Annotated in this window: 10 protein-coding genes, 1 tRNA gene and 1 pseudogene; 7 read left to right on the forward strand and 5 right to left on the reverse strand. The window is 56.7% G+C overall.

The window, feature by feature from the left end:
- Positions 1-3: 3 nt before the first annotated feature.
- On the reverse strand, positions 4-1167 hold the full coding sequence (locus AC2FNC_RS17675) for a tyrosine-type recombinase/integrase (RefSeq protein ID WP_496716105.1): 1164 nt from the start codon (positions 1165-1167) through the stop codon (positions 4-6).
- A gap of 763 nt (positions 1168-1930) precedes the next feature.
- Between AC2FNC_RS17675 and AC2FNC_RS17680 the strand changes: the two genes are divergently transcribed.
- A tRNA-Leu gene (locus AC2FNC_RS17680) sits at positions 1931-2016 on the forward strand.
- 106 nt (positions 2017-2122) lie between these two features.
- Here AC2FNC_RS17680 and AC2FNC_RS17685 read toward each other — a convergent pair.
- Both AC2FNC_RS17685 and AC2FNC_RS17690 read right to left on the reverse strand, forming a co-directional pair.
- The gene (locus AC2FNC_RS17685; protein ID WP_480473566.1) at positions 2123-2620 is read right to left on the reverse strand and encodes a hypothetical protein; all 498 of its coding nucleotides are present in this window, start codon (positions 2618-2620) and stop codon (positions 2123-2125) included.
- On the reverse strand, positions 2613-3365 hold the full coding sequence (locus AC2FNC_RS17690; protein ID WP_496716107.1) for a helix-turn-helix transcriptional regulator: 753 nt from the start codon (positions 3363-3365) through the stop codon (positions 2613-2615). Before AC2FNC_RS17690 ends, AC2FNC_RS17685 begins: the two co-directional genes overlap by 8 nt.
- Positions 3366-3973: 608 nt before the next feature.
- Here AC2FNC_RS17690 and AC2FNC_RS17695 point away from each other — a divergent pair.
- From AC2FNC_RS17695 to AC2FNC_RS17715, 5 genes are all read left to right on the forward strand, one after another.
- Positions 3974-6280, forward strand: a complete 2307-nt coding sequence (locus AC2FNC_RS17695; protein ID WP_496716109.1) for a hypothetical protein — start codon at positions 3974-3976, stop codon at positions 6278-6280.
- Positions 6281-6410: 130 nt separating this feature from the next.
- Complete coding sequence (locus AC2FNC_RS17700; protein ID WP_496716111.1) at positions 6411-8351, forward strand: type I secretion protein; 1941 nt, start codon at positions 6411-6413, stop codon at positions 8349-8351.
- A gap of 39 nt (positions 8352-8390) precedes the next feature.
- Positions 8391-10613, forward strand: coding sequence for a type I secretion system permease/ATPase (locus AC2FNC_RS17705; RefSeq protein ID WP_496716113.1), 2223 nt, complete (start codon positions 8391-8393; stop codon positions 10611-10613).
- Positions 10614-10615: 2 nt separating this feature from the next.
- Positions 10616-11968, forward strand: a complete 1353-nt coding sequence (locus tag AC2FNC_RS17710) for an HlyD family type I secretion periplasmic adaptor subunit (protein WP_480473560.1) — start codon at positions 10616-10618, stop codon at positions 11966-11968.
- A 273-nt stretch (positions 11969-12241) separates the two neighbouring features.
- Entirely contained in the window at positions 12242-12427 is a 186-nt protein-coding gene (locus AC2FNC_RS17715; protein WP_496716114.1) for a hypothetical protein, read from the forward strand.
- Here the strand turns inward: AC2FNC_RS17715 and AC2FNC_RS17720 are convergent, their stop codons facing one another.
- A complete protein-coding gene (locus tag AC2FNC_RS17720; RefSeq protein WP_496716116.1) occupies positions 12428-13186 on the reverse strand; it encodes an alpha/beta fold hydrolase in 759 nt (252 codons plus the stop codon).
- Positions 13187-13277: 91 nt separating this feature from the next.
- Between AC2FNC_RS17720 and AC2FNC_RS17725 the strand changes: the two genes are divergently transcribed.
- The gene (locus AC2FNC_RS17725) at positions 13278-13652 is read left to right on the forward strand and encodes a hypothetical protein (RefSeq protein ID WP_480521168.1); all 375 of its coding nucleotides are present in this window, start codon (positions 13278-13280) and stop codon (positions 13650-13652) included.
- A 113-nt stretch (positions 13653-13765) separates the two neighbouring features.
- Here AC2FNC_RS17725 and glyA read toward each other — a convergent pair.
- Positions 13766-13993 (reverse strand): annotated as a pseudogene (glyA, locus tag AC2FNC_RS17730) (serine hydroxymethyltransferase); the annotation flags it as partial.

The following is a 13993-nucleotide window of genomic DNA, read 5'->3' on the forward strand; positions in this document are numbered from 1 at the left end:
GTTTCAGGAACTGCCACCGCTGATCTTCTTACCCATCACATCCGCTGCCTGCCGCAACGGGTCATCTGCGAGGTGCGCGTAGCGTTGCGTGGTAGACGGGTTCGTGTGTCCAAGCAATCGACCGACTATAGGCAGACTCAGACCGCTGGAAACGAGATGCGACGCATGCGTATGCCGATTGTCGTGGATACGGTAGTCTTGAAGACCTGCTGATGTGGTGACCGAGCTCCAAAATTTCTTCAGATCTTTGTACGGTTGGTCCGGAGAGCGTCCCGGAAACAACCAACGACTTTCAGGAGATGCCCCTGCTTTCATTGCCGCAAGCAAATCACAGGTTGCTGTCGAAATCGGCAGGTGCTCTCGTCGCTTTTGCTTTGTGTGGTGCGACGGCTTTGTCCATACCGCGCGGTCCAAATCGAAGTCTTCCCATTTTGCCTTCAGCACTTCGCCGATCCGTGCGCCTGTTAGGAGCTGCAGGCGAATAGCGTTCGCTGCAACCTGATTTGGATGCTCTGACAGAGCTACCAAAAGTCTTTGCAGCTCATCGTCTGACAGCCAGCGGTCCCGCTTTTCCTCGGGGAATTTTTCTATGCCGCTTGCCGGATTGTCAGAACGCTGACCCCAGCGCACAGACAGTTCAAAAATTTTCGACATGAGCGCCAGAATGCGATTGGCTTGATACGGCGTATCGCGCAGTTGGTTGTGAAGCTTCTGAACATGCTGATGCGTCACTTCGATGACTTTTAGCTCCCCAAGCTTGGGGAGAATGTGTCTGTCCAGCATCGACCGATCGTTCCGAACACTACCGGGGCGTTTCTTTGGCTCCGCGTGTTCGGTCATGTATTGCGCGGCAAGTGAGTTCACCGTTGGTGAGTGCCTGAGCGTTTGAGCGTCCGCGACAGGATCTCCGCCACGGACCACGTCAGCAAGAAGCGCGCGTGCCATTTCGCGGGCGGCGCCCAAAGACAAGGTCGGCCCATATCGCCCAAGTGTCTTGCGTTTCGACCGACCGGTTTGTTTGTTGCGATATTGAACTAAGAAGCTTTTGACGCCGGTCGTTTTCACGCGGAGTCCAAAACCCGGCAAACCGTCGTCCCAATAGATCGTGTCCCGGTTTGTTGCTAAAAGGCGATCGACACTTGATTTTGTTAATCTGACGTTGGGCATATTGGTCTCCGACGGAGTGGGTAAGCGAAAGGTAAGCAAAGTGCGGAGAGTTGGGAAGGGTCTTATAGAAACTTCAACACGCAAAAACTACTGCTATTTAAAGAAATATACTGCCCAATCGAATTGGCTATTATGCTATCGAAAATAGGATGATAAGATTTGTAATCAGTAGGTCCCCAGTTCGAGTCCGTGTGCGGGCACCACCAAATCATTGAAATTTATAACGTCCCGATCTGACACTGAGGCTTTACCTGCCTCCGTCCGAGTTGGGCGGAACCGTCCTTTACCGTTGTTCCCCGGAGTAGCCATGTATATGGGCATTTCAATCGGGAAATAGGGGAACTCAGGTCTAACTCGCTGGACAGTAACAAAAAACAAGTCCGAAACAGGGTTGGGACATGAAAGTGGCTCTGGTACAGAAATGAGAGACTCAGGTTTTGGGTAATCAGATTCATACAATATGGTAATGTCGGGAGCTATGTACGCTTGCGCCGCGACAAATTTTGTTCCCCGATAGAACGGGAAAAGGATTGGTATTGAAAACACGTTCCCCGGAAGGGGCACCGTCAGTCGATCCGATGCATCGGACCTGGGGATGTGTCGGACCACGCCAAAGCCTGAGGATGTGATCGGGGTGCCGTTGCGCGCAGGTGACTTCCTTCGGGGCTGCCCGCTAATTTTCCTGATCTGGCAGGTCAAAGCACATTGTTATCATCTCGTTGTGCTTGTAAGGACGTTGCACTGTCCGAAAGGGCCGCGCCATGCGGGCGTGATGGAATGGTAGACATATCAGACTTAAAATCTGAAGGGCGTATGCCCGTGTGGGTTCGAGTCCCACCGCCCGCACCAGGCACTTTCGAAAGGAACATTCCGCTGCCCGGGTTGCGCGCCTTCGGGACCGAAAATGCTGTGAAGCGCAGCCTACGTCGTCATGGCGTCATATTCATGACCAGGACTATACCGGATACCCCAATTCCCGGATCAGCCTCCAGATGTCCTTGTTCGCGGCTGACAACTGATTGACGACTGTCTCGATTTCGCGAAGCGCATCATCATCTACCGTGTCCGAGCGCCCCAGTCTGATATCGGTCTTACGGTCAGAAATCCGCATCAGAATTGTTTTCGGGTTTCCGCTTTCCTGATCGAATGAATAGATGCAGTGGTTATACTTGTTTCGAATGCCTGAAAGCTTGCTGAGCCGTTGCGTGCGTTCGAGGATCGGGTCACGAACCTGCGCGGGTCTTCCCTCCATCTTGGCAAGCCGTTCGACCAGATCAATACGCGCGCGGGTTGTGTTCAAGGTCAGGAAAATAATGACGGCCACGTCTTTCGACGTTCCGGAAAGGCCCGCGATCAGGTGGATCAGCAGGCTTTCGGTGTTGGTCCACATATAGTTCAGCCTGCCAACCAGAAGGATCAGGCGATCGAACCGGGCTTCGAACGTGTCAGTCAAGGGCGGATTGCTGCGCCTCGTGCGGCGCAACCTCGTAATAGAAATGCGCGGCAGCGGTGCGGTTGCTGACACCGATCTTACCAACCACGTTGTGCATATGCAACTTGACCGTATGTTCCGTAATTCCCAGCTTGGCCGCAATCAACTTGTTGCTTTTGCCCTGCGAGACAAGTTGCAGGACCTGCTTTTCGCGACGCGTCAGCTTCAGGTACCGCGACTGCTGGTCGACACCATTGGGGGCACTTGTCACTGGTCGGTTCGGGACGTCCCGAGTGTGCTGGCCTGGAAAGGCGACGCAATCGGCAAGGAAACTGGGCAGGTACAATTCTTCATGCATCAGCAGCCTGAGGATGGCACGCCAAGCATCGGGCGCCAAATTCATCGGCAGAAATCCAACTTCGCCGAACTGCGCGCGATCCCAGGATTCAAACATATGCCGGGCTGATTCTTCTTTGCGATAGGCAAAGGCAAGACAGCCGGATCCGGTACTTTTGGTATAGGCCATTGGGCGCGCCAGCAGGTCTTCTAGCATCATCTGATCAACAACAACGATCTTGCTGCAACCGGGCGCTTGGCTGCTCATGGCTTCGAGGGTTTCAAACCGCCGGGCGCGAACTCCGAATTCAGTTTGAACGCTTCTTAGGGTCTGATTGGAGTAGAATAATTCTTTTCCAATAAAGACAACCGAAAAATCTTCTGAATAAAGATCCTGATTGGCAGTTTCATCTATCAATGACGCACTCATCACATTCCCTCGCAAACAGGGTCAACCAAAAATTGCTTATTTGAATTCTGGTGGTCTGAAATAGTTAACTAATCAAATAGGTAATTAAATATTATTATACTCGAAAGCATGGTTTTCCACAACCGGGAGGAGTGTTTCCATAGCCCGTACCATAGAACTTTCGGTTAGGTTTCCGCTTGGATTTTTGTGCAACCAGCGGAAACAATTGAATTATTTTGTTGCGACTTTTTATGGGTAGGTCATGCGGGGCAGGTGTACGCAGATTTAGGCGCGTTCTAAAAGAAAGTAATAAAAACAATGATGTAACTACCTCAAAACTTTCGACTAGCTAGGCGTGGGCGTGCGTCGCTGCGAACATGGCTGGGCTTCAATTGTCGAAGCGCCTGTCCCTGTCGCGCCGGTCATTGCGTATTTTAGCAAGCTTCATGAACCGCCGCGCTTTCGGCTTAGCCGGGAAAGGAGGTGGCCATTTAGAAACTTCCACTGACCGCATTCAGCGCGTTTTTGCGCTGCGCGGGTATTTTTTTGTTTCAACCTCGCCTGATGCCGCTTTTTAGATGAATGGCGGTCTGGCGTTCCAAGAATAGGAATTTGTCATGAGACGTAATGTGAATAATACAAACGTAACGACCGTCGACGAAATTAATGTCGAGAACCTGGAAGCTCCGGTTAATGTCGAAATCCCGATTGATGAGGCGTTTGTCGAAGCTGACCTGACTGCACAACAGCAGCAGCAGGACCAGACTGTCGAAAACTCCAACGATCAGGGTCAGGACCAAAATCAAGGCCAGGATCAGGGTCAGGAACAAGGCCAGGACCAAGGTCAAGATCAGGGCCAGGATCAGGATCAAGGTCAGGATCAGGACCAGACGCTCAATGCCGGAGATAACACCAACGACAATTCGAACAGCAATGCGATCAATATCGACTTTGGTGGCGGAGAGTGGATTCCGCGTGATGACGATCAGGTTGATCTGGACTTCGGAGATAACGCGTCGGTTGGCGACGTAATAACTGCAGGCCGTGATCTGAACTATGATCCTGGCGATGACATGAATGTCGATATCTCAATGGATGGTGCGGGAACCGCGATGGCGGCCGTCAACAGTCAGGTGGCCAGCCTGAGCGATGACGACACGCTGGAATCGGCGTCAGTTTCGAACAATTCCGGTTTCTATCAGAATGGTAGCGCCTATGGCGGTACCGCCAACGCTGAAGAAGGTATCGGCGTCAAGTCCAGCGGTGGAGATTCGGGCGACGGTGGTACCAGCTATGGTGGTTCGGCAGACTCGACCACGCTGGGCAGCCATGCGTTTGGTGCCGGTGGCGAAACCGGCAGCGCCGACGCGGATTCGAGTGGCGGCGCAGGCGGTGATACCGGTGACGCAAATAACGCCAGCATTGGTGTCGGCCTGTCCGGCGCAGGGGCTGACGGTGACAGCACTGGCGGCGACGGCGGCGACGCTGACAGTTCGTCTTCTGCTGCCAACGACGGCAGCTCAAGCGTTGACGGTGACGGAACCGGTGGTAACGGCGGAAGCGCAGATTCGTTTGGTCTGGGACTGGGCCTTGGTCTGTCTGGCTCGAATGCCTCGGGTAGCGCCGATGGCGGCGACAGCGATTCCGACTCGAGCGGCACAGGCTTTGGTCTGGCCGGCAATGACGTAGACGCCGAAGGATCAGACGGCGGTGACGGCAGCGCTTCGACGGACGGTTCGTCGTCGAATTCCAGTGACAGCACTACCGAAGCCAATGATGCGACCGCGGGCAGCAACGCTGCAGAGGGCAGCGCTGACAGTGGCGCGGACAGCTCGGCCGACGGCACTGGCGGACCTGGTACCGGCGGTGAAGGCACGGGCGGCGAAGGAACCGGTGGTGAAGGATCCGGTGGCGACGGCACGGGCGGTGACGGAACCGGCGGTGACGGCGAAGGCGGATTTGCTGCGATGGTCGAAGCTGCAATCATGGCCCTGCAGGAAGAGCTTGGCATGATTGATGCCGAAGCGGGCGAAGGTGGTGATGGAACTGGCGGTGACGGAACCGGTGGCGACGGTTCGGGCGGCGATGGCTCTGGTGGCGATGGCTCAGGCGGTGACGGTTCGGGCGGCGATGGTTCCGGTGGAACCGCTGACGCGGATTCAGATGCGCAGGGTGTTGGCGACCAGTCCGCAAGCGGCCCCGACATCAACCAAAGCCCAGGTGACGTGAACGGTGCGTCCAGCAATTCGCAGAACACGGATGGCAGCGGTGGTAATGGCGGATCCAATTCGGCCAACGGCACAGCGGACGCAGCGGGTTCTGGTACGTCTGCTGCAGACGGTGACGGCGGAGCAGGCGGCACAACGACGCCCACATCCACGTCTTCGGGCAACGGTGCCGGATCTGCCGATGCAGCCAATACCGCCGGTGATGGCGGAGCGGCGGATGTATTCGGTGATGCCGATACAAACGGAGCCGCCGACAGCCTTGCTGAAGCAATCGCCGGATACGGTGGTTCGGGCATGTCCGATAACGATGCCACATCGACCGGGTCGGGCGATGCGACCGGTGCGGCCAGCTCGGGTGCCGGTGGTGCCGGCGGCGCGTCCGCCGCAAATGGCGGAGCCAGCGGATACTCGACCGGTACAGCCATGTCCGGTGACACCATGGGTGGAACCATCACGGGCGGCAGCGCGGCCGGTGCCTATTCAGGTGACGGTGGCGCAGGTGGCAACGGTGGCAGCTGGGGCTCGAACAACGGTGGCGATGGCATCGTGAGCGGTGAGTCCTATGCCTCGGCAGCGGCTGTTGTCGACACCTCGGCCTTTAACCAGTCGATCGTCATGGGGGCCAACGTGCTTGGCAACTCGGTCGATACGACCATGGTCGGTGGCTCGATGACCTCGTCCTACGCAAGCGACGACAACGACGCATAAGTCATAAGGCGAGGCCCGCATTATCGGGCCTCGCTATTTTCGAAAATGCCGGGGCCGCGTGCAGTGGCCCCGGCCCAACTGAACCCAAAGCGGAAATTCTGGCCGGTGCGGGTGAAAAAGGATGACCGACATGGCCCTTGACGCAATTACGGAAACGATAGCGCATTTTGTTGGAACATTTGAACTTACGATCGAACAGGCCCGGCTGCGGGACCAGTATGACGAATTCACCGCCCTGAGGCGAAAAGCAGAAATTGACGGGCTGGACGATCCTGCTGCGATCCACATCAGGGCCGATCTTGATGTCCCGGTGGGCGAATACAAACTCCTCCCATACAATTTTGCCCCACCTCAACCTAACCTGCCGCTACCAGACGCGCCGAAGGGGCCTGTACATGAATCGGTGATTATCCTTGGGGGAGATGGGCCGGTTTCCGAGCGTTTTGTCCCGGACGACACGATTGGACCGTCATCCGTTCCTACACTTGTCATTCTGCAGCCGGAAAACGTGCCGTTGGGGTCGGCGGTAAGTTACTCCATGCAAAAGGTTTTCCTGCGTGACAACGATACGGTGGGCGAGGGTGAATTTCGCGACACGGATGCGCTGATCGCGAAAGGTGAGCAGATTCTGGACATGGCGTCGTCACTTCATGCCGTAGCAAGCCCGTCATTTTCACTCGCGGATTACAAGTCAATCGAGATGGTCGAGGCACTGGCCGAACAGATGTTGAACCCGATGAACGGGGATGTGGATGGCGTCACCGTGTATCAGTTCCATGGCGATGATGCCTTGGGTGTGATCGTCAATGGCGAGCACATGGCCGAAGCACCTGAATGGACCGACCTGCTGCCCGCTTTCCATCAGCCGGATGAGGCGACTGGCGATGAAGCGGAAACGCCGTGGCCTGCCGAATGGGATCAGTCCAAGGATCCCGAATTTGACGACGGGCATCTGGTGGTGACCGGCGGCAATCTGGCGATCAATGCAGTGTCTGCGACAATTGGTTGGGTGGATGCTCCGTACATTGTTGTAGGCGGACAGGCCATCAATCTGACGGTCATCAGTCAGGTCGCGCTTGTTTCCGACTGGGACGTGGGTGCCATGAATGCCGGAAGCGGTACCAACCTGGTTCAGTCTTCGGTGATCGAAGTCGAAGGCAAAGAGGCCGCCTGGCTGGACGATGCCGACGGAGCAGGTGGCCAGCCCGCATACGTTGTTGTGGACTGGGTTCACGGCGATCTGGTGGTCGCGAATTTCATCAGCCAGAGTATTGATGCCACCGATATCGATCACATTCAGACCGAAATTTCAGCCACATCCACGCTTTACGTGCTGGGCGACAACGAAATGTACAATGTCGCCGATATCGTGCAATTGGGCAGCTATTACGATCTCATCATGATCGGCGGAAACATGATTTCAGTCGATGTGCTGATTCAGTCCATGGCCCTTATGGATGACGATATCATCAGCGGTGGAGTACCCGCGTCGATAATGGACGGTGATGAAAACCTGCTCATGAACGACGCGTCGGTCAAAACGATCGGCAAGGACATTCACCAGGATATGCAACAGAATATGGCGGACGCGCTGGCCATACAGGAAATGGACATGGAGGCGTTGGAAGACGCGCTTCTGAATGATCCGATGTTCGCCGGGATGGAACAGTTGCGCGTCCTCAAGATCGACGGCGATCTTATGCAGGTGAACATCGTCAACCAGGTCACGATGATGCTGGATCAGGATGACATTGACCTGTCGGGCCCGAATGCTGCCGGGGCCGAAGTTGTCGCGGGCAGCAATGCCATGCTGAACACTGCCCATCTGACCAAGATGGGTGTGGACTCGACAGTCATGGCAGCTGACGGGTCGTACTCCGATCTGTTGCTGCATCAGGCCAGCCTGATCGACATGCCGGACAACGACGAGATTACCGCGATGACCAATGAGGCAATTGCCGCCATCATGGGTGACATGACCGTCGCGCAACCGGATGCGGCCCTGGCACTGAATACCCCAGCTGTTGATGCAACTACACCTGACGACGGCCTGCAAACCATGCTGGCCTGATCCCCCCAAGATTTTGCTGAGTGACCAAAAGGTTTCTACATGTCGTTTGTTTTTTCGTCGCACCGCCATCCTTTATCCAGCCCGCTGGACAGGCAAGGCGGGTTGGGTCTGAAGCGTCAGGATCCCGAATCAGGGGCAGATCCTGCAAAACGGGCCACAGGTGCCAAAACCCGACTGCATCTGACGCAGGAGTTCCGAGTGCCTGAACCAGATCAAAACCGGCCGGTTGAAAACGATGCGTTGAAACAGGCCAAAGACCAGAAACACTCATGTGAACTACCGCGCGCTGAACCTCCCCATCGGTGTGCGGCGCCGCAGCCCGTGCAAGACAAGGACATTGCGGGCGGTGGTGACGGGGTGGCTGATGCTGACGGCCCGGATCATGCAACCGCAGACGAAACGACAGCGCGCAAGACCCCCTCTGCGCGCGCGTCCGGCGCGGATCACATGGGCGCAACGATCGAGGCCAAAGCAAACCAGCCACTGTTGCGGGCAAAAGCCGGCGGCGGTGACGGGAACGGGCCACCCCAAACCTTTCACAAGCGCACCCCGCCCGAGGATTTCCAGCGCACATTGCGGGATTCGATCCGGGCGATCCGGCGTAACCTGGCATTTGTTCTGGTGCTGACCTGCGCCACCAATATTCTGATCCTGTCGATCCCGATCTACCTGTTTCAGATCAGTGACAGGGTTCTGACCAGCCGATCCTTGGATACGCTGATCATGTTGACGGCGATCGTCGCCGGGGCCGTGATTTTTCAGTCTGCTTTTGATGCGGTGCGGCGGTTTACGCTGATGCGAACCGGCGTCGAGGTTGCCGTTCGTTTGGGTGCACCGGTGCTTAGTGCTGCTGCGCACGCGTCGTTGCATGGAAACGGGCGCGAATATCAGACGCTCGGCGATTTGCAGCAGCTGCGCGGTTTTCTGGTCTCGGGAACTTTGATTTCGTTTCTGGACGTGCCATTCGCGCCTCTGTTCATTCTGATGATCTTTCTCGTGCACCCGCAACTGGGCATGATCGTCGTGGTGACGGCGCTGATCCTGATGACGATTGCGCTGGTCAACCAGAAAATGACAGCCAAACCCTTTGCCGAGGCAAACAGGGCGCAATCCATGGCAAACCTGCATCTGGATTCCATGTCGCGCAACAGCCAGATTATCAACGCCTTGGCCATGATCCCCGAAGCAGTGCGGATCTGGGGGCGGGACACCGCCCAATCCCTAACCTGGCAGGTACGCGCGCAGGATCGAAACGTGATCTTCGCGGCGATTTCACGCGCAGTTCGCCTGCTGACACAGATTGGCATTCTCGGATGGGGCGCATTTCTGGCACTGCAGGGAGAGATTACCGGCGGCATGGTGATTGCGGCCTCGATCATTGCCGGGCGCGCCTTTGCGCCCATCGAAGGTTCGATTGAAGGGTGGAACAGTTACCTTCTGACGCGCGCGGCCTATGGGCGGATCAAGGCGCTGCTGTCAACCTCAGCTCTGCAACACGAGAAGTTGCGCCTGCCGCGCCCCGAAGGCCGGTTGGATGTAGAGCGGTTGCTTTATGTCCCCGGCGGAACCAAACGTGTGGTTCTGAATGGGATTACCTTCTCACTCATCCCCGGTGAAACACTGGCGATTATCGGCAATTCCGGTGCGGGCAAAACCACTTTGGGCAAAACCCTTGTCGGGTCCGTTCTGCCCACGTCGGGAAGTGTGCGGCTGGACCTGATGGATATCCGCAACTGGGACCCGCGCCAATTCGGTGAAAGCATTGGTTATCTGCCACAGGATGTGCAGTTGTTCCCCGGAACCATCAAGGACAATATCGGCAGGATGCGGGCCGATGCCACGGACGAACAGATCCACGACGCCGCTGTTCTGGCTGATGTACACAACATGATCGCAACCCTGCCGCAGGGGTATGAGACCGTGGTGGCCGCTGATGGATCGCCTTTATCGGGCGGACAGAAACAACGCATTGCGCTGGCGCGGGCGTTTTTTGGGAACCCGCGAATGGTGGTATTGGACGAGCCGAACTCGAACCTTGACGTCGCCGGGGACAAAGCCTTGGGGCGCGCCATTGAACAGGCGCGTGAAAGCAAGATCACCGTGGTCGTCATTACGCAGAAACCGACGCTGCTGAACGTGGTCGACAAGATCATGTTGCTGACCGATGGGCGCGTCGCATTGTTTGGGCAGCGGGAGCAGGTTCTTCAGCAGATCAACGGGCCGCGCAAACGGACTGGAATTGAAGGGCAACAGGGGGGCTGACCATGAATGACCTCGTACCCGTAAGGCACTCTGCCGGTGAACCAGACGTCTGGTATGCGGAAGTTCCGCGCTCGATCAACCGTTTTATTGTCATCGGTACTATTATGCTGGTCGTCTGTTTCGGCGGTTTTGGCGTATGGTCTTTCAGCGCCCCGCTGGCGGCGGCGGTCATTGCGCAGGGCAGTTTTGTCGCCACTGGACGCAACAAGATCGTCCAGCACCTTGAGGGCGGGATCATCGAAGACATCAAGGTTGTTGAGGGGCAATCGGTTCAGGCAGGTCAGGTGCTGATGACGCTGGATCAGACCTCGGCCCAGGCCAATGAGCGCGAGCTGTTCATCCGCAAACTGCGCTTGCAGGCGATGACCGAGCGGTTGCTGGCGGAATATGGGGAACGGGATCGTCTGGTCTTTACACCAGATCTGGTCGAGGCCTCCAAAGACGTGGAAGTCATGGCCATTCTCGACGGTCAAATGCTCAGCTTTGATGTGTCGCGCAAGACCTTGCTGAATGATGTGGCGCTATTGGAACGCAACATGGAAGCGTTGAAGATTCGGGCAAGTGGCTTTGAGGCTCAATTGGACAGCATGGCCACACGTGCCGAAATCTTGCAGGAGGAATACGAGTCCAAGAATCAGCTTTTCCAGAAAGGGCTGGTTCGAAAGGGCGAATTGAACACGATCCGGCGTGTGCAGGCCGAAGCCGAGGGACAGCAGGCCCGGTTGCGGGCGGAGGCCGCTGAAATCAATCAGATGCTTTTAAAGTACCAGGAACAGATTACACGCACCCGATCCGCCTATCGCGAGGCAGCACTGGATGAATTGGGCGTGGTCGAGGCCGATCTGGAAAGCGTGCGCGAAAAATCCCGTCAGGCCCGCAATGTTCTGGACCGGGCCGTGGTGCGGGCCCCTGTGACCGGGACAGTGGTTCGCCTGCATTATCATACGCCAGGTGGCGTAATCGAAACGGGCGAACCCATTGCCGAAATCCTGCCTGCCGACGCGCCGTTGATTATTGAGGCGCAAATCCCGCGCACCGAGATTGACAGTGTGGTAACCGGGCAGACCGCCTCTGTCCGCCTGATCGCGCTCAATCAGCGCACAACGCCGGTTCTGTACGGAGAAGTTTTTTATGTTTCAGCCGACGCACTGCTTGAAGAGGCAGCTGGCGTTCCAAAAGAGGTGTATCTGGCGCGCATCTCACTTACCCCGGACGAACTACATCGGGTGAGCGGCTTTGTTCCGACCCCCGGCATGCCTGCGGAAATTATGATCCAAACCGAAGAACGAACTTTTGCAGCTTATATCGCCAAACCTGTGTCGGACAGCATGTCGCGCGCGTTTCGCGAGCAATAACCTTGGCTCCTCAGTCCGTTGGTTCATCTACCTCAAGTCGCGTGCTAATCCTTTTGGGAAAAGCGTAAAGGGGAGCGTGTGTACCTTTGACGGCACAAGACTTGGGTTTTCACGCGCTCCACATCCTTGGCGGGCCGGCGGATCGGGGTCAACGGTAGTTACGAAGTCACAGGTTCATGAAGCGTCAGGTTTCCGCATCTGATGCAAATCAATGCAAAACACATTCGAATCGAGACATGTTTGGCCGGAAGTCATCATAAGGAACACCCGGCCATGTTTCGCCTTGCCACCATGCTATATTCACTGATCGCCACTGCCATTTCAGGTTCTGCCGTAATCGCCGTGCTTTCTGCTGGATTGGTCTCTGTCAGCGCAATTGTCGGCGCAGCAGTTGCCGGGGCTGTGATCGCTGCTCCGGTGTCTTGGATTGTGGCCCGGCGGTTGTACAGGGGCGCCTGATCAGGCGTTCAGGAATGTCCGGACTGCCGCTTCGAACTCACGTGGTTTTTCGGCGTGCAGCCAATGCCCGGCTCCGGGTATTTTGGCAAAACGCGCGCCGGAAAACAGAGAGCGGATTGCAGGGCGGTGTTCCGGCAGGACATAATCCGATGCCGCGCCCGACAGAAACAGGGCGGGGCCATCCCATGTGGCGTCCAACTTGGGGAAGCCCATGATCTTTGGCATCTCAGCTGCCAGAACATCCAGATTAAGCAGCCATCGTTTTCCCTTGATATCCAGCGATTGGGTGAAAAAGCTTTGCAACGCTTTCTCAACACCTTGTTCGGCAAGTTGCATCTCCGCGTCCGACCGGCGGGCGATGCGCGAAAAATCAACAGCCCGCATGGCGTCGATGAACTGGATTTGGCTGTGCGAGTATTGAACCGGCGCAATGTCGGCGACCACCAGCTTGTTCACCAACCCATTGTGCCGCAGAGCCAGCGTCATAGCAGCCTTTCCACCCATGGAATGCCCAAGAACATCCGCCACGCCGTCGATCTGTTCTATGACTTCGGCGATATCCTGTGCCAGATGGGGATAATCATGGCTCGGGTCCCACATGCTGTAGGCATGGTTGCGCATGTCCACCGCCACAACCTGCCGTTCGTCTGAAAGCCTTTTGGCAATGACGCCCCAGTTCCGAGCAGATCCGTAAAGGCCGTGTGCTATGACCAGCGGGGGGCGGGCGGTGGGTTCGCCATGTACAATCGTGTTCAGCATAGCTTGCGTGATACAAGCGCCTACAGCGGATCACCAGCCCCATTGTAGGTCTTTGTGGCGCAGGCTAGATTGCTGCGGCAGGAGAGAGCCCATGCCGCAGGACACAGACATTCAGACCCGGATCGCTGAGACAGTGGCGTTGCTGCGTGCCAAGCTTGGCGTGCGTGACAAGACGCTAGAGGCATCCATTCGAAAGGCAAAACGACGTCTGCCGCGCCGGGTGTACCGGCAGGCCATGGTGCTTGCCCGGTCCGAGGCGATGGCATCGCACCCAAAGATGCGGTTGATTCTTGATACCCCAAAGCTCGTCAGGGCGTCGGATGTGGTGCAGGACCATCTGGGAAGCATCAATCTTGCGGATCGCAGGTGGGGCTGGTTCCTTGGATTGCTGGGGGGGCTGGCTTTCAACCTGTTGGCTCTGACAGCGCTGCTGCTTGTCTTTCTGTGGTGGCGCGATTTGATCTGACCTTTAGAAGGCAGCCAAGCTGACGCTTGACCTGATCTTCTTTTGTCGGAGCGGTCGCTCAAACAACAAAAAACGGCGCCTCAAGAGCGCCGTTTTCTTTACTTTTTAAACGTTTACAAGTTCGGGTAGATGGGGAAGCGGTTGCAGAGATCTGCGACCTGGGCGCGGACGCGGGCTTCGACTTCGGCGTTGCCGTCTTCGCCGTTGGCAGCCAGGCCGTCGACCACTTCGATGATCCAGTCGGCGATCTGGCGGAATTCGGTCTCGCCAAAGCCGCGGGTGGTGCCGGCGGGGCTGCCCAGGCGGATGCCCGACGTGATGGTCGGCTTTTCCGGGTCAAA

It is taken from the genome of Ruegeria sp. BHSA123, from assembly GCF_059613425.1.

Bases quoted from the DNA above. Each gene is read 5' to 3' on its own strand.
- AC2FNC_RS17675 (WP_496716105.1), bottom strand. From the start codon at position 1,167: ATGCCCAACGTCAGATTAACAAAATCAAGTGTCGATCGCCTTTTAGCA.
- AC2FNC_RS17690 (WP_496716107.1), bottom strand. From the start codon at position 3,365: ATGAGTGCGTCATTGATAGATGAAACTGCCAATCAGGATCTTTATTCA.
- AC2FNC_RS17700 (WP_496716111.1), top strand. From the start codon at position 6,411: ATGGCCCTTGACGCAATTACGGAAACGATAGCGCATTTTGTTGGAACA.
- AC2FNC_RS17705 (WP_496716113.1), top strand. From the start codon at position 8,391: ATGTCGTTTGTTTTTTCGTCGCACCGCCATCCTTTATCCAGCCCGCTG.
- AC2FNC_RS17710 (WP_480473560.1), top strand. From the start codon at position 10,616: ATGAATGACCTCGTACCCGTAAGGCACTCTGCCGGTGAACCAGACGTC.
- AC2FNC_RS17715 (WP_496716114.1), top strand. From the start codon at position 12,242: ATGTTTCGCCTTGCCACCATGCTATATTCACTGATCGCCACTGCCATT.
- AC2FNC_RS17720 (WP_496716116.1), bottom strand. From the start codon at position 13,186: ATGCTGAACACGATTGTACATGGCGAACCCACCGCCCGCCCCCCGCTG.
- AC2FNC_RS17725 (WP_480521168.1), top strand. From the start codon at position 13,278: ATGCCGCAGGACACAGACATTCAGACCCGGATCGCTGAGACAGTGGCG.